The 25,789-nt window shown below is 64.3% G+C and carries 27 protein-coding genes; 13 read left to right on the plus strand and 14 right to left on the minus strand.

What is annotated here, in order from left to right; translation table 11 throughout:
- Positions 1–75: 75 nt before the first annotated feature.
- Positions 76–564, plus strand: a complete 489-nt coding sequence (locus IB243_RS08010; RefSeq protein WP_192426146.1) for a CZB domain-containing protein — start codon at positions 76–78, stop codon at positions 562–564.
- Positions 565–628: 64 nt separating this feature from the next.
- On the opposite strand, the gene IB243_RS08015 is transcribed toward IB243_RS08010, so the two are convergent.
- From IB243_RS08015 to IB243_RS08040, 6 genes are all read right to left on the minus strand, one after another.
- Positions 629–1,132 (minus strand): hypothetical protein, encoded by a 504-nt coding sequence (locus tag IB243_RS08015; protein ID WP_192426147.1) that lies wholly within the window; start codon positions 1,130–1,132, stop codon positions 629–631.
- A gap of 111 nt (positions 1,133–1,243) precedes the next feature.
- Complete coding sequence (locus IB243_RS08020) at positions 1,244–1,522, minus strand: septum formation initiator family protein (RefSeq protein ID WP_010464001.1); 279 nt, start codon at positions 1,520–1,522, stop codon at positions 1,244–1,246.
- 176 nt (positions 1,523–1,698) lie between these two features.
- Positions 1,699–2,985: a phosphopyruvate hydratase gene (gene eno / locus IB243_RS08025; protein ID WP_010464002.1), complete on the minus strand. Its 1,287-nt coding sequence runs from the start codon at positions 2,983–2,985 to the stop codon at positions 1,699–1,701.
- 24 nt (positions 2,986–3,009) lie between these two features.
- Entirely contained in the window at positions 3,010–3,315 is a 306-nt protein-coding gene (locus tag IB243_RS08030; protein ID WP_010464003.1) for a DUF1330 domain-containing protein, read from the minus strand.
- A 12-nt stretch (positions 3,316–3,327) separates the two neighbouring features.
- Positions 3,328–4,182: a 3-deoxy-8-phosphooctulonate synthase gene (gene kdsA, locus IB243_RS08035; RefSeq protein ID WP_192426149.1), complete on the minus strand. Its 855-nt coding sequence runs from the start codon at positions 4,180–4,182 to the stop codon at positions 3,328–3,330.
- 11 nt (positions 4,183–4,193) lie between these two features.
- On the minus strand, positions 4,194–5,852 hold the full coding sequence (locus IB243_RS08040; protein WP_192426151.1) for a CTP synthase: 1,659 nt from the start codon (positions 5,850–5,852) through the stop codon (positions 4,194–4,196).
- 91 nt (positions 5,853–5,943) lie between these two features.
- Between IB243_RS08040 and coaBC the strand changes: the two genes are divergently transcribed.
- The 4 genes from coaBC to IB243_RS08060 all read left to right on the plus strand — a co-directional run bounded on the left by coaBC (position 5,944) and on the right by IB243_RS08060 (position 8,806).
- Positions 5,944–7,167: a bifunctional phosphopantothenoylcysteine decarboxylase/phosphopantothenate--cysteine ligase CoaBC gene (gene coaBC, locus IB243_RS08045; RefSeq protein WP_192426153.1), complete on the plus strand. Its 1,224-nt coding sequence runs from the start codon at positions 5,944–5,946 to the stop codon at positions 7,165–7,167.
- A gap of 21 nt (positions 7,168–7,188) precedes the next feature.
- Positions 7,189–7,659, plus strand: a complete 471-nt coding sequence (locus IB243_RS27095; RefSeq protein WP_225584798.1) for a hypothetical protein — start codon at positions 7,189–7,191, stop codon at positions 7,657–7,659.
- Between the two features lie 2 nt (positions 7,660–7,661).
- Positions 7,662–8,108 carry a dUTP diphosphatase gene (gene dut, locus IB243_RS08055; RefSeq protein WP_192426157.1) on the plus strand — a complete coding sequence of 149 codons (447 nt, stop codon included), beginning with the start codon at positions 7,662–7,664 and terminating at the stop codon, positions 8,106–8,108.
- 194 nt (positions 8,109–8,302) lie between these two features.
- On the plus strand, positions 8,303–8,806 hold the full coding sequence (locus tag IB243_RS08060) for a glycine zipper 2TM domain-containing protein (RefSeq protein ID WP_192426159.1): 504 nt from the start codon (positions 8,303–8,305) through the stop codon (positions 8,804–8,806).
- A 57-nt stretch (positions 8,807–8,863) separates the two neighbouring features.
- Here the strand turns inward: IB243_RS08060 and IB243_RS08065 are convergent, their stop codons facing one another.
- Positions 8,864–9,388, minus strand: coding sequence for a peptidylprolyl isomerase (locus tag IB243_RS08065; protein ID WP_192426162.1), 525 nt, complete (start codon positions 9,386–9,388; stop codon positions 8,864–8,866).
- A gap of 54 nt (positions 9,389–9,442) precedes the next feature.
- Between IB243_RS08065 and IB243_RS08070 the strand changes: the two genes are divergently transcribed.
- From IB243_RS08070 to IB243_RS08080, 3 genes are all read left to right on the plus strand, one after another.
- Positions 9,443–10,567 carry a cupin domain-containing protein gene (locus IB243_RS08070; RefSeq protein WP_192426164.1) on the plus strand — a complete coding sequence of 375 codons (1,125 nt, stop codon included), beginning with the start codon at positions 9,443–9,445 and terminating at the stop codon, positions 10,565–10,567.
- A 26-nt stretch (positions 10,568–10,593) separates the two neighbouring features.
- Positions 10,594–11,112 (plus strand): hypothetical protein, encoded by a 519-nt coding sequence (locus tag IB243_RS08075; RefSeq protein ID WP_192426166.1) that lies wholly within the window; start codon positions 10,594–10,596, stop codon positions 11,110–11,112.
- A gap of 201 nt (positions 11,113–11,313) precedes the next feature.
- A complete protein-coding gene (locus IB243_RS08080) occupies positions 11,314–11,577 on the plus strand; it encodes a hypothetical protein (protein WP_081474651.1) in 264 nt (87 codons plus the stop codon).
- Positions 11,578–11,711: 134 nt separating this feature from the next.
- Here IB243_RS08080 and IB243_RS08085 read toward each other — a convergent pair whose 3' ends face one another.
- The 6 genes from IB243_RS08085 to IB243_RS08110 all read right to left on the minus strand — a co-directional run bounded on the left by IB243_RS08085 (position 11,712) and on the right by IB243_RS08110 (position 16,700).
- Positions 11,712–12,494: an MBL fold metallo-hydrolase gene (locus tag IB243_RS08085; protein ID WP_057226985.1), complete on the minus strand. Its 783-nt coding sequence runs from the start codon at positions 12,492–12,494 to the stop codon at positions 11,712–11,714.
- 88 nt (positions 12,495–12,582) lie between these two features.
- Positions 12,583–13,674, minus strand: a complete 1,092-nt coding sequence (bamC, locus tag IB243_RS08090) for an outer membrane protein assembly factor BamC (RefSeq protein WP_192426167.1) — start codon at positions 13,672–13,674, stop codon at positions 12,583–12,585.
- 45 nt (positions 13,675–13,719) lie between these two features.
- Positions 13,720–14,616 carry a 4-hydroxy-tetrahydrodipicolinate synthase gene (gene dapA / locus IB243_RS08095; protein ID WP_010464015.1) on the minus strand — a complete coding sequence of 299 codons (897 nt, stop codon included), beginning with the start codon at positions 14,614–14,616 and terminating at the stop codon, positions 13,720–13,722.
- Positions 14,617–14,646: 30 nt separating this feature from the next.
- The gene (locus tag IB243_RS08100) at positions 14,647–15,201 is read right to left on the minus strand and encodes a bifunctional 2-polyprenyl-6-hydroxyphenol methylase/3-demethylubiquinol 3-O-methyltransferase UbiG (protein ID WP_029414092.1); all 555 of its coding nucleotides are present in this window, start codon (positions 15,199–15,201) and stop codon (positions 14,647–14,649) included.
- An 86-nt stretch (positions 15,202–15,287) separates the two neighbouring features.
- Positions 15,288–15,455 carry a hypothetical protein gene (locus tag IB243_RS08105; protein WP_192426168.1) on the minus strand — a complete coding sequence of 56 codons (168 nt, stop codon included), beginning with the start codon at positions 15,453–15,455 and terminating at the stop codon, positions 15,288–15,290.
- 27 nt (positions 15,456–15,482) lie between these two features.
- Positions 15,483–16,700, minus strand: a complete 1,218-nt coding sequence (locus IB243_RS08110; RefSeq protein ID WP_010464018.1) for an MFS transporter — start codon at positions 16,698–16,700, stop codon at positions 15,483–15,485.
- A 144-nt stretch (positions 16,701–16,844) separates the two neighbouring features.
- Here IB243_RS08110 and IB243_RS08115 point away from each other — a divergent pair, with 144 nt between their 5' ends.
- From IB243_RS08115 to IB243_RS08130, 4 genes are read left to right on the plus strand one after another with little or no spacing between them, the layout of a single operon-like run.
- On the plus strand, positions 16,845–18,827 hold the full coding sequence (locus IB243_RS08115) for a DNA topoisomerase IV subunit B (RefSeq protein WP_192426169.1): 1,983 nt from the start codon (positions 16,845–16,847) through the stop codon (positions 18,825–18,827).
- A gap of 31 nt (positions 18,828–18,858) precedes the next feature.
- The gene (locus IB243_RS08120; protein WP_370540322.1) at positions 18,859–19,707 is read left to right on the plus strand and encodes a lytic transglycosylase domain-containing protein; all 849 of its coding nucleotides are present in this window, start codon (positions 18,859–18,861) and stop codon (positions 19,705–19,707) included.
- A complete protein-coding gene (parC, locus tag IB243_RS08125; RefSeq protein ID WP_192426170.1) occupies positions 19,704–22,061 on the plus strand; it encodes a DNA topoisomerase IV subunit A in 2,358 nt (785 codons plus the stop codon). Before IB243_RS08120 ends, parC begins: the two co-directional genes overlap by 4 nt.
- 4 nt (positions 22,062–22,065) lie before the next feature.
- Positions 22,066–23,172 carry a DNA glycosylase AlkZ-like family protein gene (locus IB243_RS08130; RefSeq protein WP_192426171.1) on the plus strand — a complete coding sequence of 369 codons (1,107 nt, stop codon included), beginning with the start codon at positions 22,066–22,068 and terminating at the stop codon, positions 23,170–23,172.
- A gap of 29 nt (positions 23,173–23,201) precedes the next feature.
- Here IB243_RS08130 and IB243_RS08135 read toward each other — a convergent pair whose 3' ends face one another.
- Positions 23,202–23,582, minus strand: coding sequence for a hypothetical protein (locus tag IB243_RS08135; protein ID WP_057227002.1), 381 nt, complete (start codon positions 23,580–23,582; stop codon positions 23,202–23,204).
- 354 nt (positions 23,583–23,936) lie between these two features.
- Between IB243_RS08135 and IB243_RS08140 the strand changes: the two genes are divergently transcribed.
- The gene (locus tag IB243_RS08140) at positions 23,937–25,760 is read left to right on the plus strand and encodes a methyl-accepting chemotaxis protein (RefSeq protein WP_192426172.1); all 1,824 of its coding nucleotides are present in this window, start codon (positions 23,937–23,939) and stop codon (positions 25,758–25,760) included.
- Positions 25,761–25,789 lie beyond the last annotated feature (29 nt).

A 25,789-nucleotide genomic window follows, 5' to 3' on the forward strand; every position in this document is an offset into this window, starting at 1 on the left:
TCACACACGAGGTTCTCTGCAGGGCGCTCCATAGGACACCTGGCAGCTGCGCCGCATGGTGTGGCAAGAGGGGCTATGGATTTCTTACGTCGTGTATTTGTGGGCGCCCGAGGGCGGGAGGCTGTGCCTTCGCTGGAGCTGTGCGACAGCAGCCGTGCCGCAGGCGCGCCGGACTCGCTGCGTGCGGACACTGTGCTTGCGGCCCTCGACATCGACGCAGCGATCAATGCCCACGAGCGCTGGAAAGCCCACCTCATGGACTACCTCGAAGGCCGCACCAGCGAGGGCCTGGACCCTGCGGAGGTGCGCCGCAGCGACCGTGGCGCGCTCGGGCGGTGGCTGCATGGCGTGGGCGGGGAATTGCTGGGCGACCAGCCTGCCTATGCAGTGCTGATGGCGCGCCACCAGTACTTTCACGAACAGGCCGCGGTGCTGGTGGAATGGGCCCAGCAAGGGGAATGGGAGAAGGCCGTGCAGGTGCTCCACGGCGGGTACCGCTATGGCTCCAGCCAGGTGGTGCTGCTGCTCAAGGAACTCAAGCGCGGCCTCGTGCAGCAAGCCTGAGTGCCGTCGCGCCACCCCCTCCCCAGCACGCATTTTCGGGGGATGTGCCCTGGGTTGCCAGGATTCAGGTGGTGCGTGTGTCTCGCCCCGTGAGCGCGGTGAACAGGCGGTACTCGCATTCAGGGTCGCTGCATTTTTCGCAGTTCCAGGCTCGAAGACGGGCCGGTGTGCGGGTGCTGGCATCGGATTTTGGGTCAAAAATGCCCCTGGTGCTTGATTGGTGAGTATTTATTGCTATATTTTTAATAGCAATCAGTGCATTGGCAATGCGTTGCTCGCCATGCCCATACACCACCCGATAGCCCATGCCAGCCTGGGCCAGATCCACACGCAAACGTGCGTCGACTGCCTCCTGCGCCGCCCGTTCGCCAGCGGGGCAGGGCAGATCCAGCCCCATCAGCAGAATCAGGCTGGCCTCAATGACTTCCTCAGGGGGCAGGCCGCACAGGGCAGGGTTGCAGAGAATGTGTACGGAACCGGCGGCAAGCTGCATGTGCAGCGCGTTGCTCAACGCCTGGGCTCCAGTGCCGGGCGCGCCGAGCAGAACGATGGTGGGCGAGGAGGGCACGGGGGCAGGTGGTCAGAAGATGGGGCGTCGCCCCCTGTGCCGTCGTCAAGACATCCGAACGGCGGTTTTTTGGGGGAGGGTCACTGAACCTCGGAGTGCAAACGCACGGGCTCAGCGTGGCGTGAACTGCACGTAGACCTCGTTGGGCTTGACCATGCCCAATTCGCTGCGCGCCTTCTCTTCCACCATGTCGAGCCCTTCCTTGAGGTCGTGCACCTCGGAAGACAAGCGCTCGTTGGCCTGCCGGGCCTGGTCATTGGCGACCTTTTGCACATCAATCTGCCGCTGCATCTCGTTGACGCGCGGAACACTGCCACGCCCCAGCCAGAGCTGGGCGTGCAGTGCTGCCAGCAGAGCCAGCAGGATGACAGGCACTATGCGGGAGCCCATGGCGGCGGTTCAGTCCTTGGTGCGATGCCGCGCCGTCCGACCGGCTGCAGCAGGCCATGCCTGTGTCCTGGGCGCGCTGCACGCCAGTGCACCCGTGGAACCGGCTTGACCGGGCCACTGGGTGCGTCCCCCTCCCGCAGGAGCGGGGGAAGGCGCGAAGCGGCTCAGAGGGAGCTTCATTTCAGGTTGTAGAACGCAGCGCGGCCAGGGTACTGAGCGATTTCGCCCAGGTCTTCCTCGATGCGCAGCAGCTGGTTGTATTTGGCGATGCGGTCCGAGCGCGACAGCGAGCCCGTCTTGATCTGGCCAGCGTTGGTGCCCACAGCGATGTCGGCAATGGTGCTGTCTTCGGTTTCGCCCGAGCGGTGCGAGATCACGGCGGTGTAGCCGGCGCGCTTGGCCATCTCGATGGCAGCGAAGGTTTCGGTCAGCGTGCCGATCTGGTTGATCTTGATGAGGATCGAGTTGGCGATGCGCTTGTCGATGCCTTCCTTCAGGATCTTGGTATTGGTCACGAACAGGTCGTCACCCACCAGCTGTACCTTGTCGCCCAGGCGTTCGGTCAGGTGCTTCCAGCCGTCCCAGTCGCCTTCGTGCATGCCGTCTTCGATGCTGATGATCGGGTACTTGTCGACCCAGGCGGCCAGCATGTCGGTCCATTGCTGGGCAGTCAGCTTCAGGCCCCCTTCGCCTTCCAGCACGTAGTGGCCGTCCTTGTAGAACTCGCTCGCAGCGCAGTCCAGGCCCAGGGCGATCTGCTCGCCGGCCGTGTAGCCTGCGGCTTCAATGGCTTGCAGGATGAGGCGGATGGCCGCTTCGTGGTTCTCGACGCTGGGGGCAAAGCCGCCTTCGTCGCCCACGGCGGTACTCATGCCCTTGTCGTGGATAATCTTCTTGAGCGCGTGGAACACTTCGGCGCCCCAGCGCACGGCTTCGCGGAAGGTGGGAGCGCCCACGGGGATGATCATGAACTCCTGCAGGTCCAGGCTGTTGTTGGCGTGCGCGCCGCCATTGATCACGTTCATCATGGGCACGGGCAACTGCACGCTGCCCATGCCGCCCAGGTAGCGGTACAACGGCAGACCGGATTCTTCGGCAGCGGCACGGGCCACGGCCATCGAGACGGCGAGCATGGCGTTGGCGCCCAGGCGGCTCTTGTTCTCGGTGCCGTCGAGGTCGATCAGGGTCTTGTCCAGGAAGGCCTGCTCGGAGGCGTCCAGGCCCAGCACGGCTTCGCTGATTTCGGTGTTGATGTGCTCCACGGCCTTGAGCACGCCCTTGCCCAGGTACCGGCTCTTGTCGCCATCGCGCATTTCAATGGCTTCGCGGCTGCCGGTGGATGCGCCCGAAGGCACGGCGGCGCGCCCCATCACGCCCGATTCCAGCAGCACGTCGCATTCGACGGTGGGATTGCCGCGGCTGTCCAGAACTTCGCGGCCTACGATGTCAACGATTGCGCTCATTTTTTTCCTTTGGATAGATAGGGGTCAGACCGGGGCGTCTACGCCTTCGACCAGCACCATATTGAAAAACTCGGTGGCGCCTTCGCGCTTGGCGCGCGCGGCCCGGTACAACTCGGCGTCGTAGAAAGCCTTGGCATTGTCGAAACTGGGGAAACGAAGCATGGCCACTCGTGCTGGCGTCCAGTCGCCTTCCAAAGTCTCGAACTTTCCGCCGCGAACCAGGTATTCGCCACCATGGGCTTTCACCGCAGCGGGGGCGGCGGCCATGTACAGCTTGTACTGCTCGGGGTCAGTCACTTTCATGTCTACGATGATGTAGGCGACGGCCATTTTTTCGTCCTGTCAGTTGAAGTTGTTTTCGAGGAATCCGTTTTTCTTTGTGATGTCGTCCAGCGCCACCAAGGTCTCCAGCAACGCCTTCATGTGCTTGAGGGGCACGGCATTGGGCCCGTCCGACCAGGCCTCAGCGGGCTTGGGGTGGGTTTCCATGAACAGCCCTGCCACGCCCGCAGCCACACCGGCGCGGGCCAGCACAGGAACCATGTCGCGCGCGCCGCCGCTCACAGCGCCAAGCCCACCAGGTTTTTGCACCGAATGGGTCACGTCAAACACCACCGGCGCGCCAGACTTGCGCATCTCGGCCAGGCTGGTCATGTCGGCCACCAGATTGTTGTAGCCAAAGCTCACACCGCGTTCGCAGGCCAGAAACCGGTCTTCCGACAGGCCAACTTCCAGCGCGGCAGCACGGGCTTTGTCGATGACGTTCTTCATGTCCCAGGGTGCGAGGAACTGGCCCTTCTTGATGTTCACCGGCTTGCCGGACTGCGCCACGGCACGGATGAAGTCGGTCTGGCGGCACAGGAATGCGGGCGTCTGCAGCACATCGACCACGCTGGCCACTTCGGCCACCTGAGCCGTGTCGTGCACATCGGTCAGGATGGGCAACTGCAACTGGCGGCGCACCTCATTCAGGATCTTGAGACCCGCCTCCAGCCCCACACCACGCTGGCTGGAGCCGGACGAGCGGTTGGCCTTGTCGAACGAGCCCTTGTAGATCAGCGGGATGCCCAAGGCGGAGCAGGTTTCCTTGAGCTGGCCTGCGACGTCGAGCGACATCTGCAAACCTTCAATGGAGCAGGTGCCCGCGATCAGGAAAAAGCGCTGGTGGAGGTCGACGTCGAATCCGCACAGTTGCATGGCCGTTTTCCTCAGGCTTTCGCCGCTTGCTTCTGGTGTTCCACCGCCGCCTTGATGAAGGCATTGAACAGCGGGTGGCCGTTCCAGGGCGTGGACTTGAACTCAGGGTGAAATTGCACGCCGATGAACCAGGGGTGCACGTTTTGCGGCAACTCCACGATTTCGGTGAGTTCTTCACGCTGCGTAAGCGCCGAGATCACCAGACCCGCCTTGCGCAGCTGGTCCAGGTAGTTCACGTTGGCTTCATAGCGGTGGCGGTGGCGCTCGGTCACCACATCTCCGTAGATGCTGTGGGCCAGAGTGTTGGCCGATACGTCAGAGCTTTGTGCACCCAGGCGCATGGTGCCGCCCAGGTCCGAGTTTTCATCGCGCTTCTTGATCGTGCCGTCTGCATCTTTCCACTCGGTGATCAGGGCGATCACGGGGTGCGGTGTGGTGGGGTCGAACTCGGTGCTGTTGGCGTTCGCCAGGCCCGCCACATGGCGCGCGTATTCGATGGTCGCCACCTGCATACCCAGGCAGATGCCCAGGTAGGGCACCTTGCGCTCGCGGGCAAACTGGGCCGTGGCGATCTTGCCTTCCACACCGCGTTGGCCAAAGCCGCCGGGCACCAGGATGGCGTCGTACTTGGCCAGTTTGGCCACAGCCTCTGCACTGTCGATGGTTTCAGAATCGACATGGTCGATCTTCACGCGCACATGGTTGCGCATGCCGGCGTGGCGCAGGGCTTCGTTGACGGACTTGTAGCTGTCCGAAAGGTCCACATACTTGCCCACCATCGCGATGGTGACTTCGCCTTGTGGGTGCTCGGTTTCGTGCACCAGGTCGTCCCAGCGCTTGAGGCTGGTGGGCGGCGTGTTCAGACGCAGCTTGTCGCAGATCAGTCCGTCCAGGCCCTGCTCGTGCAGCATGCGGGGCACCTTGTAGATGGTGTCCACATCCCACATGCTGATCACGCCCCATTCGGGCACGTTGGTAAACAGCGAGATCTTGGCGCGCTCTTCCTCGGGAATGCGGCGGTCGGCGCGGCACAGCAGGGCGTCGGCCTGGATACCGATTTCGCGCAGCTTCTGCACGGTGTGCTGGGTGGGCTTGGTCTTGAGCTCGCCCGCTGCTGCGATCCAGGGCAGGTAGGTCAGGTGCACGAAGGCCGCATTGTTGGGGCCCATGCGCAGGCTCATCTGGCGCACGGCTTCCAGGAACGGCAGCGATTCGATGTCGCCTACCGTGCCGCCGATTTCGACAATGGCCACATCCACAGCGTCCGGCGTGCCGATGCCAGCGCCGCGCTTGATGAATTCCTGGATTTCGTTGGTGACGTGCGGGATGACCTGCACGGTCTTGCCCAGGTAGTCGCCGCGGCGCTCCTTCTCCAGCACGGACTGGTAAATCTTGCCCGTGGTGAAGTTGTTGGTTTTCTTCATGCGCGTTTCGATGAAACGCTCATAGTGGCCCAGGTCGAGGTCGGTTTCTGCACCGTCGTCGGTCACAAAAACCTCGCCGTGCTGGAACGGCGACATGGTGCCCGGATCTACGTTGATGTAGGGGTCAAGCTTGATGAGGGTGACTTTGAGTCCCCGCGATTCGAGGATCGCGGCAAGGGAGGCTGAGGCGATTCCCTTACCGAGGGAAGACACCACACCGCCGGTGACGAAGACAAATTTGGTCATGTCTTTTTTGGTGGTGGGAAATTGGGATTATAGATGGCACCCCGGCAGCACCCCGGCCGGCAGGGTCACCCCCGTCTGCTAAATTCGCTCCATGAATGAGCTTGCTGGCAAACACATTGTTCTGGGTCTGAGTGGGGGCGTGGCTTGCTACAAGGCGGCTGATCTGTGCCGCCAGCTCGTCAAGGAGGGGGCCACCGTGCAGGTCGTCATGACCGAAGCGGCTGAGCAATTCATCACGCCGGTCACCATGCAGGCCCTGTCCGGTCGCCCTGTGTATGGCTCGCAGTGGGATGCGCGCGAGCCCAACAACATGCCCCACATCAACCTGAGCCGTGAGGCCGATGCCATCCTGATTGCGCCCTGCAGTGCGGATTTCATCGCGCGGCTGGTGCAGGGGCGGGCGGATGAGTTGTTGAGCCTGCTGTGCCTGGCACGTCCGGCGCAACAGGTGCCGTTGTTGCTGGCACCCGCCATGAACCGTGAGATGTGGGCTCACCCAGCCACGCAGCGCAACCTGGCCCAGGTTGCGCAGGATGGTGCGGTGGTGCTGGGTGTGGGCAACGGCGACCAGGCTTGTGGCGAGACCGGCGATGGCCGTATGTTGGAACCTGGGGAGCTACTTGAGGAGTTAATTGCCTTCTTCGCGCCCAAGGTCCTGGCGGGGCGCAAGGTGCTGGTGACGGCGGGCCCCACTTTTGAGGCCATCGACCCTGTGCGCGGTATCACCAACCTTTCAAGCGGGAAGATGGGCTTTGCCATCGCCCGCGCGGCCCGCGAGGCCGGAGCCGATGTCACTTTGGTGGCCGGGCCTGTGCATGTGCCCACTCCGCGTGGCGTGCGCCGTGTGAATGTGCTGTCGGCCGAGGAAATGTTGGCGGCGGTGGAACGGCATGTACAGGCGGCTTCGGTGTTCATTGCCACGGCTGCCGTGGCGGACTGGCGGCCTGCCAGCCAGTCTTCCCAGAAGATCAAGAAGGACGGATCGGGCCAGACGCCGACCCTGGGTTTTGTCGAGAACCCCGACATTCTGGCTGCGGTGGCGAAGTCATCGCATGCCCTCGCAGGCGATTTGTTCTGTGTCGGTTTTGCGGCGGAGAGCCATGATCTGCTGGCCCATGCGACGGCCAAGCGCGTGCGCAAAGGGGTACCGCTGCTGGTGGGCAACATCGGCCCTGCCACTTTTGGGATGGATGACAATGCCCTGTTACTAGTGGATGCGGAGGGTCACCGGGAGTTGCCCCGTGCTTCCAAGCGCGTGCTGGCGCAGCAACTGGTGGAGGACATCGCCGCCCGCTTGCCGCCCCTGGGTTCGTGACTTTCGTTTTTAGGAGGTCGTATGAATACTGGCTCCACCAAGCCTGAATGGGACACACCGCCCAATGGCGATTTTGCGCGATATGTGGAGCGGCTGAGCGCGTCAGCTCCCGCCAGGAGCGCGCAGGCACCGTCCCCTGGCTCCACCACGGCATCTAAGCCGGCGGCTGCAGGTGGTGTGCGCCCGATGTCTCCGGCTGTTCCGCTGGACCTTGCCCAGGTTCTCATGCCTTTGTTCGGAGTGCTGCGGACGGTGCGTGTCGTGCTGTTGGTGCTGATTGCACTGCATGCCGTTGCGCTGTTCGTGTTCAGCCAGGGCTCTTTGCCGGGGCTGGTGGTCATGGGGGCTATTTGGTGGGGGCTCGGCTGGCTGATGGAGGCCGCGCCCAAAGCCCTATCATCCGCAGGCTCCGGCGCCACGCCAGGCGTGGCGCCCTTGCAGGAGCGGCTGCGGCAAGTGACCCAGCAGCGCAAAACAGGAAAGAAAAAATAGCTGTGAAGATTGATGTGAAGATTCTGGATTCGCGCATGGCGGACCAATTGCCAACCTATGCCACGCCCGGTAGTGCTGGCCTGGATCTGCGGGCCTGCCTCGATGCTCCGCTGACATTGCAGCCCAATGGTTGGCAGCTGGTGCCCACGGGGATTGCCGTGTACCTCAAGGACCCCGGGTATGCCGCGCTGATCCTGCCACGCTCGGGCTTGGGTCACAAGCATGGCATCGTGCTGGGCAATCTCGTGGGGTTGATCGACAGCGACTACCAGGGGCAGCTCATGGTGAGCGCCTGGAACCGCAGCGGCACTGCATTCACTCTGGAGCCGATGGAGCGACTGGCCCAGTTGGTGATCGTCCCGGTGGTGCAGGCACAGTTCAATGTGGTGACGGAGTTTGCAGCGACGGAGCGTGGTGAGGGCGGCTACGGATCTACCGGAAAAGCCTGAAAAACGAGCAGCCAGTGGGCCGTGGGCGTGGTTGTAAGACGGCGCTTACCTTTGGAAGAGTCTGTTACTGACCAACTCGCAGCCTCCGCGTCTACGGCATGGGGTGCTCGCGCGTTGTTCCAATCAAGGCATGCGCACCGAGTCTGAATTCTCAGAGCGCCATGCGCCAGCCCCCTGACTTTAGGAGTTTGAAAATGCTGCAATTTACCCGTTCCTTCGCCATCGCCGGTGCTGTCGTCCTCGTGGGCTCTTTGGCCGCTTGCGGCCATAACCGATCGGCTCCTCCGCCGCAATATTCGGGTGGCTACTCGGGTGGCTACCAGACCGCGCCAGCCTACCCGAACAGCCCTGCAGGCACGGAATATGGTCGGGTTTCCAATATTGAAGTGCTGCAGGGGCGCTCACAAGGCCAAACCTCTGGTGCAGGTGCTGTGATCGGAGCCGTGGTCGGGGGTGTGCTGGGCAACCAGATTGGCAAGGGCTCAGGCCGCGCCGCAGCGACAGGCGTAGGCATTGTTGGGGGAGCCGTCGCAGGCAATGCCATCGAGGGCCGCAATAACAGCCAGGAAGTACAGGGTTATCGCCTGTCGGTACAACTCGATCACGGGGGCTACCGCGTCTACGACGTGAGCAGCCCTGGGGATCTGCGCATGGGTGACCGTGTGCGCCTCTACAACGGCCAGATTTCTCGCCTTTGATGAACCGGCAGGTTGCGCGGGAGTCCTGAGTCGTTCAGGACTGCCCGTCAACGTGGTTCAGTGGAGCGGGTTGTTGCCAGGAGCCTGGGGCTGAACCCGAAAGAAACCGGTACCGGCGGTGCCACGGCCAATCTCTTCTTCAGTGGCTTCACGCACCGCTTGTACGGTCAACTGCAAACGCAGCGCAATGCCCGCCAACGGATGATTGCCGTCCAGAACCACATGTTCAGGATAGATCTCGGTCACCGTGTAGAGCCCGGTGCGGGGAGCATCGGGGTTGCAGCCTTGCGGCAAAGCGGCGCCGTCAAACGTCATTCCCTCTTCGATCTCTGCGGGAAACAGGGCACGCGGTTCCAGGAACAGCAATTGATCATTGAAGTCGCCGAAGGCGTCTTCGGGCTCCAGGTGGAGTGCCAGCGTGGCCCCGGGGCTGTGGCCTTGCAGGGCTTCCTCGATGCGGGGCAGCAGATCGTCGCCCCCCACCAGAAACTCCACAGGGTCATCGAGAACGTCCAGCTCTTCGCCCAGGGTGTCTTTCAGCGTCCAGGTCAGTGCGACCACACATTGTTGGGTAATTTCCATAGGAGAATTGTCGCAGTTTGACCAATGGCCCCGCAAAGGGGTAGACCTGTGCCCATGGATATCCAGCAACCCCTTTCCCTGCTCGGTGGCCTGACCCCCGCGCAATTCATGCGCCGCCATTGGCAGAAGAAGCCTTTGCTGGTACGCCAGGCTATTCCCCAGTTCACGCCCCCGGTGCTGCGGTCCGAGCTTTTCGCGCTGGCCGCCCAAGAGGGGGTGGAGTCCCGCCTTGTTCAATTGGCCAAAGGGGCGTGGAAGCTGCGCCACGGCCCTTTCCAGCGGCGTGCCCTGCCTGCACTCCAGCAGCCAGACTGGACCTTGCTGGTGCAAGGGGTAGACCTGCACAATGATGCAGTACATGCGCTGATGCAGCAGTTCAGGTTTGTGCCGGAAGCGCGGCTTGATGACCTCATGGTCAGCTATGCGTCCCCTGGCGGGGGGGTGGGCCCGCATTTCGACAGTTACGACGTCTTTCTGTTGCAGGCCCACGGCCGGCGGCGCTGGCGCATTGGCCGCCAGAAGGATCTCACGCTGCGTGACGGCATTCCGCTCAAGGTGTTGGCGCAGTTCGAGCCGGAAGAGGAGTTTGTGCTGGAGCCTGGCGACATGCTGTACCTGCCACCGCGCTATGCACATGACGGCATCGCCGAGGGCGAATGCATGACCTATTCGATCGGTTTCAGGGCCCCGGCCCGTGCTGAGATTGCGCAAGAGCTGCTGGTGCGCCTGGCGGAAGATGCTGCCGATGAGGGCAGCCCCTTGTTGTACCGAGACGCGCAGCAGGAGGCTGTGCCTCAGCCCGCCGCCATTCCCGCGGGGTTGCAGGATTTTGCGCGCGATGCACTGGCCCGCGCGCTGGCGCAGCCCCTGGTGCTGGAGCGCGCGCTCGGTGAATATCTGACCGAACCCAAGCCCAGCGTGTGGTTCGAGCCAGGGGACGCGGGTGTGATGCTCGAAGGTGTACGCCTGGATCGCCGCAGCCGCATGATGTACGACACGCACCACGTGTTCATCAATGGCGAGAGCTACCGCGCTGCTGGCCGCGATGCGACGCTGATGCGCCGCCTGGCCGACGAACGCCGGTTGAGCGCCCGCGAACTGGCGCGCGCCAGTGACGATGCGCTGGAGCTGCTGTCGTCCTGGTGTGATGCGGGCTGGGCCCATGTCTGGGCTGAATAGACTGTCGCACCCAAGGAGACATCGCCATGACCGAGGCTTCCACTCCCCCGAATTCGCTGCCTGATCTGCCTTCAGGGCGTTTCAGTGGCAGAGAGGCGTTTCAGCAGATGGTGCGCGATGCGATTGCTACCGCCGCCCGGGATGGCTGGAAGGAAATTCTGATCAGCGATGCGAATTTTCATGACTGGCCCCTGGGTGAACGTGGCGTGGTCGAGGCCCTCCAAGATTGGGCCCATGGGAGCCGGCGGTTCACCATGCTGGCGTGCAGCTACGACGACGTGATTCGCCGGCATGCGCGGTTTGTACGCTGGCGGGGCACCTGGGACCACATCATCAATTGCCGTCGCAGCCCGACCGCCGATCCCTTGGATATTCCCAGCGCGTTCTGGTCGCCGCAGTGGGTGATGCAGCGGCTGGACCCGGAGCGGTGTGTAGGTGTTACCGGCAACGAGCCGGACCGGCGGGTGCTGCTGCGCGAGACCCTCAATGAGTGGGTGCGCAGCAAAAGCACGCCCGGTTTTCCCGCATCCACGCTGGGGTTGTGAGCAAAATGCACGCTTTGTGCCTTGTCAATCGGGTGTAAAGGTTTCGTCAGTGTTAGTCTGTATTGACTAAATACCAATATAATCGGCGGCTGCGCCAAAAAGGTGCAAGCCAAGCGCATTGTGCCAAAGCGTACCGGGGCTTCCAAAAAGCCTGACGCCGTGGCTTTTCAAGATTCTGTCTGTCCAACTAGGAAAATCGAAATGAAGAACTCTCTCGTTCTGGCCGCCCTGATCGCTGCTGCAGCACTCGCCGCTTGTGGCAAGAAGGAAGAGCCAGCTCCAGCGCCAGCACCTGCTGCCGTGGAAGCCCCAGCTCCAGCACCCGCACCAGCTCCTGCCGCTTCTGAAGCCGCTCCTGCTGCTTCCGACGCTGCTTCGGCTGCCGCCGCACCCGCTGCTGACGCTGCCAAGGCTGCTGCTGACGCTGCTGCCACCGCTGCTACTGGCGCTTCCGCAGCCAAGTAATTCGCTGCAGGCCACAGCGGGTTGCAAGACCCGCTATCGCCCCGAAAGCCCCGCATCGCAAGGTCGGGGCTTTTTCTTTTTAGCGGTGCCTTCCTTCCCTGGGGTTGGTCGTTTGCGACGTGGCCAGGGTCACTTCATCCTGCAACTGAAAGCCAGGGTGTTCCCATCGTTGGGCTGGCGACGGTGATTTCGTCGGCGGGCCACTCCAGCGCAAGACCCAGTGCCTGTTGGGCGAGGGCGGGGGCATTGTTCTGCGCGCTCAGGTGGGCGGCGACCACACGCTGCAGACCAGGGTGCCGCACGGCGCGCAGGATGTCGGCTGTCGCCAAATTGGCCAGGTGCCCATACGGTCCTCCGACGCGGCGCTTCAGAAAGGCCGGGTACCTGGACGCTTCGAGCATTGCGGGGTCGTGGTTGGCTTCAATCATGAGCGCATGGCAGCCCTGCAATTGCTGCAAAACATGGTCACTGGCGTGGCCCAGGTCGGTCAGCACACCCAGGTGGGTTGCACCGTCCGAGCAGCGCAGCTGCAGCGGTTCGCGGGCATCGTGTGGCACGGTGAAGGGCAGGGCGCTGAAGGTGCCCAGGTCCAGGGCCTGCATGTCGTGCGCGATGCGTAGCATGCCATCAAAGTCGGGCGCGCCCAGGGCAGCGTAGGTGCCTTGGCTCATCCACACCGGAATACGGTGGCGCACCGCCACGGCCAGCGCACAGCCGATGTGGTCCGAGTGTTCGTGGGTGATGAATACGGCATCCAGGTCTTCCAGCTGCAGTTGCGCTTGCGCCAGGCGGGCCTGCAGTTGCCGGATGCCGAATCCACAATCAATGAGCAGGCGGCGGACCTGCGGGCCGCTGCTGCCTTCCACCACTGTGGCGTTGCCCGTGCTACCGCTGCCCAGGTTTTTGAAGCGCAGCATGTCGTGGTCGAAAGCGTTTCCCGTGCAGCGTACCCCCGCTCCACGGGCAGGCGGCCGGGGCAATGGAGGTGGCGCGCGCCGGGGGTGCTTATTTCAGATCGTCGGCAATCACGCGCACGATGCGCTCGGCATTGGCTGACGACTCGGGGACGCCAGCCTCATTGAGCACCGACACCGTGGTGGACTCGCCCTGGCTGCGCACCACGATGCGGTACTTCAGTGGAGGCGTGGTGTTGGACGAGCTGAAGAGTTTGCCGAAGAATCCTGGGTCCTTCTTTTCGGCATTGGGGGCCACATAGCGCACAAAGTAGGTACCTTCATTGCGATTGCGGTCTTCCACCGTGAAGCCTGTGCGGTCCAGGGCCAGGCCGATGCGGCGCCATGCGCGGTCAAAACCCTCGTCGAGCTGGACCACGGGCTTGTTGTCCACCGTGGCCATGCGGGCAGATTGAGCACGTGGTGCGGGAGCTGCGGCCACCGCCTTCGACTGCTCCTGGCTCACACCCAGCTTGACCATCAGGCGGCGCAGGAATTCGGTTTCCAGCTCGGGGTCAGAGGGGCGGGGCTGCCACACCGTGTTGTCCTTGGTGGCCGTGCCGTAGACCTCGATCATCCCGCGGTGGGTGATGTAGACCTCGGTGCCGCCATTGGCGTTGCGCTCCAGGCGGGTGCGGAACTTGTCGCGCTCACCGGTGGAGTACAGCGAGTCCAGCAGCTTGCCCAGGGTTGAGCGGATGAAGTCCTGTGGCAGTTTGGCGCGATTTTCAGCCCAATCGGTTTCCATGATGCCCACGTTGGGCTCTGCCTGGGCCAGGTTGAAACCGCTTTCTTGCCAGAAGTCGCGCACGGGCTCCCAGAGCTTGTCGGCCGGGCGATTGACCACCAGCCAGCGCTGGTTGCCATCGCGCTCAATGCGCACGTCGCCCAGTTGCAGGGCGGCGGCGTTGGCAGTGCCCGATGGCTGCGCGGCCTGGCCGGCCTGCATGGCGGCAGCCGAGACAGCGCCGCCAGGGACGTTGTAGCGCGAATCGCGCGACAGCTGGGTCAGGTCTGGTGGGACTTCCAGGGTCGAGCCTTTGGTGGCGCTCTTGTAGTCGATCTTGTCGCCCTCCAGGGCGGCACAGGCGGACAGGGCCATGGCAAGGGTCAGCAGGCTCAGGCGGGTGGTAGCAGCTTTCACGCGGAAATCCTTGGAGAGTGTCTCGGGGAGCGGGCGCAGCCCGGATTAGATCAGGCCGCTGTTGCGCAGCGCAGATTCGACCACAGCCTCGTTGCTGGTGGTCAGCGGCGTCATGGGCAGGCGCATGGTGCCACCACACAGGCCCATGCGGGCCACGGCCCATTTGACCGGGATGGGGTTGGCTTCGACAAACAGGTTCTTGTGCACGGGCATGAGCTGGAACTGGATCTGCATGGCACGCTGGACATTGCCAGCCAATGCGGCCACGCACAGCTCGTGCATGAGGCGGGGCGCCACATTGGCCGTCACGCTGATGTTGCCATGGCCGCCGCACAGCATGAGCGCCACGGCGGTCGGGTCGTCGCCCGAGTACACACCAAAGCCTTTGGGCACATCGCGGATGAGCCACTGGGCGCGCTCGATGTTGCCGGTGGCTTCCTTGATGCCGATGATGCCGGGCACCTGGGCCAAGCGCAGCACGGTGTCGTGCTGCATATCGGCCACCGAGCGGCCGGGCACGTTGTACAGCACGACAGGCAGGTCGCCCGTGGCTTCGGCAATCGCCTTGAAATGCTGGAACTGGCCCTCTTGCGTGGGCTTGTTGTAGTACGGCACCACTTGCAACTGGCTGTCGGCCCCCACGCCACGCGCGAACTTGGCCAGTTCGATGGCTTCAGCGGTGGAGTTGGCTCCGCAGCCGGCCATGATCGGCACACGCTTGGCAGACTGCTCCACGGCCACGCGGATGATTTCGCAATGCTCTTCGACGTTGACGGTCGGCGATTCGCCCGTGGTGCCCACTACGCCGATGCAGTCGGTGCCTTCGGCAATGTGCCAGTCGATCAGTTTGCGCAGGGCCGGGTAGTCCACGCTGCCGTCCTCGTGCATGGGAGTGACGAGGGCGACGATGCTGCCGGTGAGGGCGACGGAAGAAGAGGTCATGTCCGCAGTGGTAAACGGTAAAAGGGCATTCTAACTAGCCCACATGGGCAAAAGATGTCGTGAGGGTCCACCAGACTGTGGGAGTTCCCGCACGGCCGTGATGCGTTGCACGAAACGGTCGGGGTTTTGTTGGAAGCCGTCTTCATAGGCCACGGTGCGCAGTCCGGTGCAGGCGGTTAGCAGTTCCCCGGGCTGTAGAAGAAATTCGGGCCGGGCCGGGCGGCCCACGGTGTCGTTGCCGTGTGCGAAGGTTTCGTAGATCAGCACGCCGCCCGGTGCCACGCTCTCCACCATGGTGGCCAGCAGGGGCCGCCACAGGTAGTTGGTGACCACCACTGCACCAAACTGACGGCCTGCAAAGGGCCATGGGCCCTTCTCGATGTCGGCCAGCACCAGCTCCCCCAGCCCCTCGCAGGCGGCCAGGGCCTCGGCAGAACGGTCGACCCCGACCACGGGGTGGCCCAAGCCGCGCAACCAACGCAGGTGGCGCCCTGCGCCGCAGGCCACGTCGAGCGCAGTGCTTCCCGGCGCGATCAGATGGGACCAGCGGCGAACCCAGTCGGAAGCGGCTTCGTTACCGTGCATTGTGTTTTGCTGCAAAAAATATAGCTAACAGCGCTTGATGGATAAGCGCTGGAGGCCAAAAATAACCGAAATTTTGAGGTGCCGGCTCAGAAGCAAGCCCACATCTGGTCGGTCAGCATCACCATGAAGTCCGGCACCGTGTACATGCCAAACACCGCGAGGCACAGCAGCACGGCAACCGTCCAGGCCAGCCAGCGCCAAGCCCACGGCACGCTCCGGCCGAGCGGCGTGGGAGATGTGCTGGTGGTCGGCATGGTGGTGTCTGGATGGCGTTGCTGGTTTCAGGCGGGTTGGGCCGCGCCGCGCTGGATGGGGCTTTCCCGGACGGGCAGGTTCACCAGGCCGGCGAACACCCCGAGCCCAATGGCGATGTACCAGACGATATCGTAGCTGCCCGTAACGTCATACAGGTAGCCGCCCAGCCACACGCCCAGAAAGCTGCCGATCTGGTGGCTGAAGAACACAAAGCCGCCCAGCATCGACAGATGCTGCACGCCAAAGATCTGCGCAATGGTGGCGTTGGTGGGTGGAATGGTGGACAACCACAGCGTGCCCATGACCGCCGAGAACACATACACCGACAGCGGCGACAGCGGCACGAGCAGGAACACAGTGATCACCGCCGCGCGCGCGAAGTAAATGAAGGCCAGGATGAACCGCTTGGGCATGCGCTGGCCCAGGGTGCCGGCCACGTAGGTGCCCAGCACATTGAAGAGGCCGATCAGCGCCAGCGCATAGCTGGCCACCTGGGGAGACAGGCCGTGGTCCTTGAGATAGCTGGGCATGTGGACCCCAATGAAGACCACCTGGAAGCCGCAGACGAAGTAGCCCGCCATCAGCAGGTTGAAGCTGGGATAGCGGAAGGCCTCGCCCAGCGCCTGCACGATGGTCTGCTCGCGTTTGACCGGGGCGGCTCCGGCAAAGCTGGGCTCGCGCAGGCCAAAAGCCAGGGGCACGATCAGCAGCACCATCAGCGACAGCGCCAGCAGCGCCTGTTGCCAGCCCAGGCCAGCGATCAGCCAGCCTTCCACCGGCACCATGAGGAACTGCCCGAACGAGCCTGCCGCAGCGGCCACGCCCATGGCCCATGAGCGGCGCTCTGGCGCAATCTGCCGCCCCAGCACGCCATAGATCACCGCATAGGTCGTGCCAGCCTGCGCTGCGCCGATGAGCACGCCAGCAGTCAGTGCAAACAGGGTGGGCGTGGGCGACAGCGCCATGCCCGCCAAGCCCAGGCCGTACAGCACGGCACCGCCCATGAGCACACGGAAGGCGCCAAACCGGTCGGCCACCATGCCGGCAAAAATCCCGATCAGGCCCCAGGACAGGTTCTGGATGGCAATGGCCAGCGCGAATGACTGGCGCGTCCAGCCCATTTCCTGGGTGATGGGCAAGAGCCACAGCCCGAACCCGTGGCGGATGCCCATCGACAGTGTCACGATGGCCGCGCCACAGGCGAGCACCTGGAACATGGACAGTTTGGGAGGATTCATATGCATGCGCAGGAATGTAGCGAGATTGGGCGAAACGCGCTGATACACCGGTGACCAATACAGTTGCAAGCAGGGTCAGGCTTTGCGAGTCTGCTGGAAGACTGGTTTTATATCCAGTTATTGCTGCGCTGCCGCACTACAATCCGCCCTATGTCTGCCAAACCGTCCCCCGTGTCCGCCAGTGAATATTCCGAAGGCTCGATCCGTGTGCTCAAGGGCCTGGAGCCCGTCAAGCAACGCCCGGGCATGTACACCCGCACCGACAACCCGCTGCACATCATTCAGGAAGTGCTGGACAACGCCGCCGATGAGGCGCTGGCTGGCCACGGCAAGAAGATCCGCGTCACGCTGCATGCCGATGGCTCGGTGAGTGTCGAAGACGATGGGCGGGGTATTCCCTTCGGCATGCACCCCGAGGAAAACGCCCCGGTGATCGAACTGGTGTTCACCCGCCTGCACGCGGGCGGCAAGTTCGACAAGGGCAAGGGCGGCGCCTACAGCTTCTCAGGCGGCCTGCACGGCGTGGGCGTGAGTGTGACCAACGCCCTGGCGACGCGGCTGGAGGCGACGAGCTACCGCGAAGGCAAGGCGGCGCGCCTGGTGTTTTCGGCCGGGGATGTGATTGAACCCCTGGTGGCCCGGCCGCTGGAGGCGGGCGAGCGCAAGCAGGGCACCTCGGTCCGTGTATGGCCTGATGCCAAGTATTTCGAGTCGAGCGCGTTGCCCATGGGCGAGTTGACCCACCTGCTGCGCAGCAAGGCGGTGCTCATGCCGGGCGTGACGGTGCAGCTCGTCAACGAGAAAACCCGCGAGACGCAAACCTGGCAGTACAAAGGCGGCCTGCGCGACTACCTGATGCAGACGCTCAACGGCGACCCGGTGATCCCGCTGTTTGAAGGCGAGGGTTTTGCCGACCGCAACAACGAAAGTTTTGCCGAAGGCGAGGGCGCATCCTGGTGTGTCGCCTTCACCGAAGACGGCCAGCCCGTGCGCGAGAGCTACGTCAACCTGATCCCCACCAGCGCGGGCGGCACCCACGAAAGTGGCCTGCGCGACGGCCTGTTCAACGCGGTCAAGAGTTTCATCGAGCTGCACAGCCTGTTGCCCAAGGGCGTGAAGCTGCTGCCCGAGGACGTGTTTGCGCGCGCCAGTTATGTCCTCTCAGCCAAGGTGCTGGACCCGCAGTTCCAGGGCCAGATCAAGGAGCGCCTGAACTCGCGCGACGCGGTGCGCCTGGTCAGCGGCTTTGTGCGCCCCGCGCTCGAACTCTGGCTCAACCAGCACGTTGAATACGGTAAGAAGCTCGCCGAGCTGGCCATCAAGGCCGCGCAAACCCGCCAGAAGGCCGGGCAGAAGGTTGAAAAACGCAAGGGCTCGGGCGTGGCCGTGCTGCCCGGCAAGCTCACCGATTGCGAAAGCAAGGACATCGCCCACAACGAAGTCTTCCTGGTCGAGGGCGACTCGGCTGGTGGCAGCGCCAAGATGGGCCGCGACAAGGAAAGCCAGGCCATCCTGCCGCTGCGCGGCAAGGTGCTCAACACCTGGGAGGTGGAGCGCGACCGCCTGTTTGCCAACAACGAAATCCACGACATTTCGGTGGCGATTGGCGTGGACCCGCACGGCCCCAACGACACGCCGGATTTGAGCGGCCTGCGCTACGGCAAGGTTTGCATCCTGAGTGACGCCGACGTGGACGGCTCGCACATCCAGGTGCTGCTGCTCACGCTCTTCTTCCGCCACTTCCCCAAGCTCATCGAAACCGGTCACATCTACGTGGCGCGCCCGCCGCTGTTCCGCGTGGATGTACCCGCTCGCGGCAAGAAGCCCGCCGCCAAGATGTATGCGCTGGACGACGGCGAGCTCACCGCCATCCTCGACAAGTGCGCCAAGGACGGCGTGCCGAAAGAGAAGTGCCAGATCAGCCGCTTCAAGGGCCTGGGCGAGATGAACGCCGAGCAGCTGTGGGAAACCACGCTCAACCCCGACACCCGCCGCCTGCTGCCCGTGCAGCTGGGCGACATGGACTTTGCCGCCACCGAAGGCCTCATCACCAAGCTCATGGGCAAGGGCGAAGCCGCCGCGCGCCGCGAGCTGATGGAGCTGCATGGCGACGCGGTCGAGATCGATATCTGACCGCATCGACACGCTCCGCCCGGTGTTTGTGATGAAAAACCCCCTTAAAAACAGTGCCCTGCGCTTGTCTGTATTGGGTATGCTGCTATGTTTTGTGCAGCAAGTGGCCCATGCGGACCTGTGGGCGCACGTGGACGAGCGCGGCGTGACGCACTTTGCCGCCGAGCAGATCGATGCGCGCTACCAGCTGTTTTTTCGTGGCAACGACTTTGACTCGACCCGGGATGCACCCGCCAAGGCCCCGCCCATGCCCTATGCGCTGCCTGCAGCGGGTGCGCGGTTGCTGGCTTTTTTTGACATCGCGCCCGACTACAAGAGGGTCAAACACCACCTGCGTGCTGCGTCCAGCAAACACGGTGTGGACTACGAATTGCTGCAGGCCGTCATCGCGACCGAGTCCGGTTTTGACGCCACTGCCGTGTCGCCTAAGGGTGCCGTGGGGCTGATGCAGGTGATGCCCGCCACGGCCCACCGGTTTGGCGTGAGCACGGATGCAAAACGCACGGTGGAGCAAAAGCTGGCCGACCCGGCCGTGAACGTGCCCACCGGCACGCGCTACCTGCGCCACCTGCTGGACCTGTTTCCAGGCCGCATGGACCTGGCTGTTGCCGCCTACAACGCTGGCGAAGGCGCCGTGCAGCGCGCGGGCAACCAGATTCCAGCCTTCAAGGAAACGCAGAACTATGTGCGCACGGTGCTGGGTCTGTATGCCCAGCTCAAGCCCCCAGCCCCGGTGCTGGCGCAACGGGCCGTGCCGGGCCGCGTGCGCATGGAGCTTTCGGGCGGCGCGCAGAACCGGGGCAACCTGCCGCCCACCCGCGTGGCGCAGACCCGCAGCGCCCCCCAGAACGTGAACCCAGAAACTGTATCCAACGAATGAGCGACCAACCCACTCTCGATTTCACCACCGCAGGCGACGACGGGGGCGACTCCCTGGGCCTGGCCGGCTACGCCCAGCGCGCCTACCTGGAGTACGCGCTGTCGGTCGTCAAGGGCCGTGCGCTGCCCGATGTGTGCGACGGCCTCAAGCCCGTGCAGCGGCGCATCCTGTATTCGATGGACCGCATGGGCCTGGGCTACAGCGGCCCCACGCGCAGCGCGGCGGCCAAGCCGGTCAAGAGCGCCCGTGTGGTGGGCGATGTGCTGGGCCGCTTCCACCCGCACGGCGACCAGTCGGCTTACGACGCACTGGTGCGCATGGCGCAGGACTTTGCCCAGCGCTACCCGCTGATCGACGGCCAAGGCAACTTCGGCAGCCGCGACGGCGACGGCGCAGCGGCCATGCGCTACACCGAGGCCCGCCTGTCGCGCATCACCAGCCTGCTGCTGGATGAAATCGACGAAGGCACGGTCGATTTCATGCCCAACTACGACGGTAGCACCGAGGAGCCGCGCCAGCTGCCCGCACGCCTGCCGTTCGCGCTGCTCAATGGCGCCAGCGGCATTGCCGTGGGCCTTGCCACCGAAATCCCGAGCCATAACCTGCGCGAAATTGCCGACGCCTGCGTTGCGCTCATCAAGACGCCGTCGCTCAGCCAGGAAGAACTGCTGGCCATCGTGCCCGGACCGGACTACCCCGGTGGCGGCCAGATCATCAGTGCTGCCTCCGACATTGCCGATGCCTACCGCACGGGCCGGGGCAGCCTCAAGGTGCGCGCGCGCTGGAAGATCGAAGACATGGCGCGTGGCCAGTGGCAGCTGGTGGTCAACGAGTTGCCACCCGGCGTGAGCACGCAAAAGGTGCTCGAAGAGATCGAGGAAATCACCAACCCCAAGGTGAAGGCGGGCAAGAAGGCCCTGAGCCAGGACCAGACGCAACTGAAGGCCAGCATGCTGGCCGTGCTGGACGTGGTGCGTGACGAGTCGAGCAAAGACGCGCCCGTGCGTTTGGTGTTCGAGCCCAAGACGGGCAAGACCCCGCAGCAGGAACTGATCACCGCGCTGCTGGCCCACACCAGCCTCGAATCCTCGGCCCCCATCAACCTCACGATGGTGGGGCTCGATGGCCGACCCACCCAAAAATCCCTGCGGCAGATGCTGGAAGAGTGGATTGCCTTCCGCCAGACCACCATCACCCGCCGCACGCAGCACCGTTTGAACAAGGTGCTGGAGCGCATCCACATCCTCGAAGGGCGGCAGATTGTCCTGCTCAACATCGATGAGGTGATTGCCATCATCCGCCAGGCCGACGAGCCCAAGGCGGCGCTGATCGCGCGCTTCAACCTCAGCGACCGGCAGGCCGAGGACATCCTTGAAATCCGCCTGCGCCAGCTCGCGCGGCTTGAAGCGATCAAGATCGAGCAGGAGCTGAAAGAACTGCGCGAAAGCCAGGGCAAGCTCGAAGACATCCTGAACAACCCTGGCTCGCTGCGCCGCACCATGGTCAAGGAGATCGAGCAGGATGCCAAGACCTTTGCCGACGCGCGCCGCACACTCATCCAGGCCGAGAAGAAGGCCGTGGCCGAAGTGAAGGTGGTGGACGAGCCCGTCACGGTGGTTGTTTCGGAAAAAGGCTGGGTGCGTGCACGCACCGGCCACGGGCACGAGGCCGCCAGTTTTGCCTTCAAGGCGGGCGACGGGCTGTATGGCACGTTCGAGTGCCGCACGGTCGATACCCTGCTGGCCTTTGGCAGCAACGGCCGCGTGTATTCGGTGGCCGTGTCGCTGCTGCCCGGCGCGCGTGGCGATGGCCAGCCCGTGACCACGCTCATCGAACTGGAAGCGGGCACGCAGCTGATGCACTACTTTGCGGGGCCCGCCAACGCCACGCTGCTGTTATCCAACTCGGGCGGCTACGGCTTTCTGGCGGCGGTCGAGAACATGGTCTCGCGCCAGAAGGGCGGCAAGACCTTCCTCACGCTGGGCGAGGGTGAAGCCGTGTGTGTGCCTTCGCACGCGGCGGGCACCACGGGCAGCAAGCCGGTGCTGCCTGCTACGCACGTGGCCTGTGCCTCCACGGGCGGGCGCATCCTCACGTTCGAGATCACCGAGCTGAAAACCATGGCCAACGGCGGCCGGGGCCTGATGCTGATCGACCTGGAAGACAAAGACCAGCTCGCAGGCGCTGCAGCCTACACGCGCAGCATTCGCCTCGATGGCATTGGCCGGGGCGGCAAGGTGCGCGATGAGACGCTGGAGATTCGCAGCCTGAACAACGCCCGTGCTGCGCGCGGCCGCAAGGGCAAGGCGGCAGACCTGGGCTTCAAACCCAACGCGGTGACGCGGGTGGAGTAAGGGTGTGGCGCGCAACTCACCCACGCTGGATGAGCTGCGCCGCTACGCGATTGCGCGCAGCCTGTTCAAACCACTGACGCTGCCCGGCGCGATTCGCAAGCTTGGTTTTGTGCAGGCCGACCCGATGCGGGCGCCCGCACGGGCACAGGATCTGATTTTGCGCATGCGGGTGCGCGGCTACCGCGCAGGGGACCTGGAGCGCCGCTATGAGCGGTTGGGCATCGAGGAAGACGCTTTCGTCAACTATGGCTTCGTCTCGCGCGAGATGCTGGCGCTGCTGCATCCACGCACGCCGCGCCGGCCCTGGGATGCCGTGACCACCGAGCGTGCGCGCGAGGTGCTGGCATTTGTGCAGGAGCGGGGCGTGGTGCACCCACGTGAGGTCAGCGAGGCGTTTGCACACCACGGCCGCGTGGCGGGCTACTGGGGCGGAGAGCTCAACGCGAGCACCCGCCTGCTGGATGCCATGCACCACCATGGCTGGCTGCGGGTGTGCCGCCGCGAATCGGGCACCCGGGTGTATGCGCCGATGGAGCACCCCGCGCAGGATGCCAGCCCCGCCGCGCGCCTGGCGCGCGCCGAAGCCCTGGTCGATCGCATCGTGGCACTGTACGCCCCGCTGCCCGCCTCCAGCCTGGGCTACCTGGTCACGCTACTGCGCTACGGCGCACCGCAACTGGCGGCCGAGGCGCGCGCGGTGGCCAAGGCCGCGCATTTGCGCTACGGTCATGCGGTGGTGGGCGGAACGACCTGGTTCTGGCCCGCCAACGAAAACCCGGTCTCACGCCGCCACCAGCCAGACCCGGGCGTGCGGCTGCTGGCACCGTTCGATCCCGTGGTCTGGGACCGCCGCCGTTTCGAGATGCTGTGGGGCTGGGCGTACCGGTTCGAAGCGTATGTGCCGGCCCCCAGGCGCACCATGGGCCACTATGCGTTGCCCGTGCTGTGGGGGGAACAGATGGTGGGTTGGGCGAACCTGCGCGTGGAGCGCGGGCAACTGCGGCATGAGTTGGGATTTGTGGCTGGCCGGCCTCCACGCGATGCGGGTTTTCGGCGCGCGCTGGACGAGGAACTGGCGCTTTTCGAGGCCTTTCTGGGCACCGCGGCCTGACGGCCGGTTGCCCTGTCCGGATCAAGGCTTCAGCATTTGCCGGCGGCTTTGCTGAGCGCGTTGCAGGAGGCCGAGGCGGCCGCAGGTGCTGCCGCCTTGCCGGCCATCGGCGTGCAGATGGCATCCGAATTCGGCGTCTGCCCGAACGACATGGCTTTCTGGAACCCCGTGGCCGAGTACATGTAGCACTGGTAGGTGGCCCCGTCGGTGGTCTTGGCGGTGTAGTTGATGCGCCCGCCGGTTTCTTCGCTCTTGTTGGTGATGGTGAAGGCGCCCACCTGGCGGCCAATCGCCACGGAGGTACGCTGCTCCAGGCCCTCCTGGCTGATGGTGGCGGCACATCCAGACAGGCCCAATGCGATCAGGAGGGTGGCGCCGAGGCACGTGCGGTGGAGCTTGCAGGAAGTCATGGAGTCATTGGCCTTTGAAAATGAATTAGGCCAGTTTGATGGCTTCGCCGCTGCGCGGGAACCCGACCCCGGTAGGGTGTTGTCCGCGCGCGAAATGTGGGCCAATGGGGGCCGTCGTGGACATCGACGCCCTGATCGGCACAGATCTTTTCGTGAGGCACTGCACTGGTGATGGGGCTGGGGGCATTCGCCCCAGACCAATGGTGGATGGATGTTGCCGCTGGCATGGCTCCACGCGTGGCCCCTGATGGGGCAGTGCAGGCAGGGCAGACCCTGATGTGTTGTGACAGAGTTTGTGCAATCGTGCAAAAGCGCGCAACATCTGTACGCAAACACACGCTTCAGGAGACAACCATGCCCACGAACTTTCGGATGGCTCACAAGCTCTGGCTGGCAGTGATTCTGATTGTGGTTCTGCTCGTCGCCGTGGTGGGGTTCTCAGGCTACCGGTCTGTCAAAGTGCAAGCCCAGGCCGATGCGGTAGCCCGGGACAGCGAGGCGCGCGTGCAGGCGGCGATCCGATGGTCGGGCCTCACCGAAACCAACGCCGCACGGACCCAGGCGCTCATCGTCAGCAGCGATGCGGCGGTGGAGGCCGAATTCAAGGACGTGATTGCCGCCACCAGCGCGCAGATCAGCGAGGTGCAGAAGTCGCTGGAGGCCATGGCGCTGTCCGATGCCGACAAGGCGCAGATGGCCAAGATCGCCGAAGCCCGCAAAACCATGATCGACCTGCGCGGCCAGGCCCGCAAGCTCAAGGCGGACGGGCAACAGGACCAGGCCGTGGCCCTGGTCAAGCAGTCCTACAACCCGGCCGTGGCCACTTACCTGCAAACCCTGCGCGACTTTGTGCAGCAGCAGCAGCAGGGCGCGGTCGCCAAGCAGCAGGAGATGGCGGCATCGCGCATGCTTACCGTCAAGATCGCGGCTGTCGCCGTGGGCCTGCTGCTGCTGGCCATCATCGTGGGGGCCTACTACCTGATTGGCAGCATCCAGCGGCCGCTTGCGCAGGCGAACGGGCTGGCCGAACGCATTGCGGGCGGTGATCTGAGCATGCAGGAGTCAGTGACCCGGGGCGATGAATTTGGCGACTTGCTGCGCTCGCTCTACACCATGAGCAGCGCGCTGGGGCGCATGGTGCACCAGGTGCGCCAGAGCACGGACAGCATTGCCATCGCCAGCGCCGAGATCGCCACCGGCAACCATGACCTGTCGGCCCGCACCGAGCAGACCTCCAGCAACCTGCAGGAGACGGCTGCCGCCATGGAGCAGTTCACCAGCACCATTCAGCAAAGCGCAGGCAGTGCCCAGCAGGCCAGCAGCCTGGCGGCGGGAGCCACCGGCGTGGCGCGCCGGGGCGGCGAGGTGGTGACCCAGGTGGTGGCCACGATGGAGGACATCAACCACAGCAGCAAGAAGATTGCGGACATCATTGGCGTGATTGATGGCATTGCATTCCAGACCAACATCCTTGCGCTCAACGCCGCCGTGGAGGCCGCGCGTGCAGGTGAGCAGGGCCGGGGGTTCGCCGTGGTGGCCAGCGAGGTACGCAGCCTCGCCCAGCGCAGCGCCGAGGCCGCCAAGGAGATCAAGCAGCTCATCAGCGCGTCAGTGGAAAAGGTGGAAACGGGGTCGAGGCTGGTGTCGGACGCTGGCACTACCATGACCGACATCGTGCAGTCGGTGCAGCGCGTGACCGACATGATTGGCGAGATCACGGCGGCATCGTCCGAGCAGAGTGCTGGCGTCTCCCAGGTCAACAAGGCGATCAGCAACCTCGACCAGATGACGCAGCAGAATGCGGCGCTGGTGGAAGAGAGCGCCGCCGCTGCCCAGAGCCTGCGCGAGCAGGCGGACCACCTTGCGCGCGAGGTGTCGATGTTCAAGGTGAATGCCGCCAGCTATGGGCCTGCGCAGGCGGCCATTGGTGCGGCGCGCGCCACGGCTGCCCAGCGGCCGCAGGTACCTGTCGCCGCCGCCGCTCCAGCTGCCCCAGCTGCGTCCGCACGGCCTACAACGGGTTCAGGCGCGAAGACGGCGGGGCACGGTGCCCGCCCCGCCGTGGCCAGGGCGCCCGTTTCCGCCACGGCGGTGGCCAAGGTATCTGCCGCACCTGTACCCGCCGGCCGCAAGCCGGTGGTGGCCCAGGGGGCGGAAGAGGATTGGGAATCCTTCTGACTTGTTGACGCGCGGTCTGCCAGGGGGCG

This window comes from Acidovorax sp. ACV01 (genome assembly GCF_014851495.1).
Lineage (GTDB): Bacteria > Pseudomonadota > Gammaproteobacteria > Burkholderiales > Burkholderiaceae_C > Acidovorax > Acidovorax radicis.

Bases quoted from the DNA above. Each gene is read 5' to 3' on its own strand.
- IB243_RS08010 (WP_192426146.1), top strand. From the start codon at position 76: ATGGATTTCTTACGTCGTGTATTTGTGGGCGCCCGAGGGCGGGAGGCT.
- IB243_RS08020 (WP_010464001.1), bottom strand. From the start codon at position 1,522: ATGGGCTCCCGCATAGTGCCTGTCATCCTGCTGGCTCTGCTGGCAGCA.
- eno (WP_010464002.1), bottom strand. From the start codon at position 2,985: ATGAGCGCAATCGTTGACATCGTAGGCCGCGAAGTTCTGGACAGCCGC.
- IB243_RS08030 (WP_010464003.1), bottom strand. From the start codon at position 3,315: ATGGCCGTCGCCTACATCATCGTAGACATGAAAGTGACTGACCCCGAG.
- kdsA (WP_192426149.1), bottom strand. From the start codon at position 4,182: ATGCAACTGTGCGGATTCGACGTCGACCTCCACCAGCGCTTTTTCCTG.
- IB243_RS08040 (WP_192426151.1), bottom strand. From the start codon at position 5,852: ATGACCAAATTTGTCTTCGTCACCGGCGGTGTGGTGTCTTCCCTCGGT.
- coaBC (WP_192426153.1), top strand. From the start codon at position 5,944: ATGAATGAGCTTGCTGGCAAACACATTGTTCTGGGTCTGAGTGGGGGC.
- IB243_RS27095 (WP_225584798.1), top strand. From the start codon at position 7,189: ATGAATACTGGCTCCACCAAGCCTGAATGGGACACACCGCCCAATGGC.
- IB243_RS08060 (WP_192426159.1), top strand. From the start codon at position 8,303: ATGCTGCAATTTACCCGTTCCTTCGCCATCGCCGGTGCTGTCGTCCTC.
- IB243_RS08065 (WP_192426162.1), bottom strand. From the start codon at position 9,388: ATGGAAATTACCCAACAATGTGTGGTCGCACTGACCTGGACGCTGAAA.
- IB243_RS08070 (WP_192426164.1), top strand. From the start codon at position 9,443: ATGGATATCCAGCAACCCCTTTCCCTGCTCGGTGGCCTGACCCCCGCG.
- IB243_RS08075 (WP_192426166.1), top strand. From the start codon at position 10,594: ATGACCGAGGCTTCCACTCCCCCGAATTCGCTGCCTGATCTGCCTTCA.
- IB243_RS08080 (WP_081474651.1), top strand. From the start codon at position 11,314: ATGAAGAACTCTCTCGTTCTGGCCGCCCTGATCGCTGCTGCAGCACTC.
- IB243_RS08085 (WP_057226985.1), bottom strand. From the start codon at position 12,494: ATGCTGCGCTTCAAAAACCTGGGCAGCGGTAGCACGGGCAACGCCACA.
- dapA (WP_010464015.1), bottom strand. From the start codon at position 14,616: ATGACCTCTTCTTCCGTCGCCCTCACCGGCAGCATCGTCGCCCTCGTC.
- IB243_RS08100 (WP_029414092.1), bottom strand. From the start codon at position 15,201: ATGCACGGTAACGAAGCCGCTTCCGACTGGGTTCGCCGCTGGTCCCAT.
- IB243_RS08105 (WP_192426168.1), bottom strand. From the start codon at position 15,455: ATGCCGACCACCAGCACATCTCCCACGCCGCTCGGCCGGAGCGTGCCG.
- IB243_RS08110 (WP_010464018.1), bottom strand. From the start codon at position 16,700: ATGCATATGAATCCTCCCAAACTGTCCATGTTCCAGGTGCTCGCCTGT.
- IB243_RS08115 (WP_192426169.1), top strand. From the start codon at position 16,845: ATGTCTGCCAAACCGTCCCCCGTGTCCGCCAGTGAATATTCCGAAGGC.
- IB243_RS08120 (WP_370540322.1), top strand. From the start codon at position 18,859: ATGAAAAACCCCCTTAAAAACAGTGCCCTGCGCTTGTCTGTATTGGGT.
- parC (WP_192426170.1), top strand. From the start codon at position 19,704: ATGAGCGACCAACCCACTCTCGATTTCACCACCGCAGGCGACGACGGG.
- IB243_RS08135 (WP_057227002.1), bottom strand. From the start codon at position 23,582: ATGACTTCCTGCAAGCTCCACCGCACGTGCCTCGGCGCCACCCTCCTG.
- IB243_RS08140 (WP_192426172.1), top strand. From the start codon at position 23,937: ATGCCCACGAACTTTCGGATGGCTCACAAGCTCTGGCTGGCAGTGATT.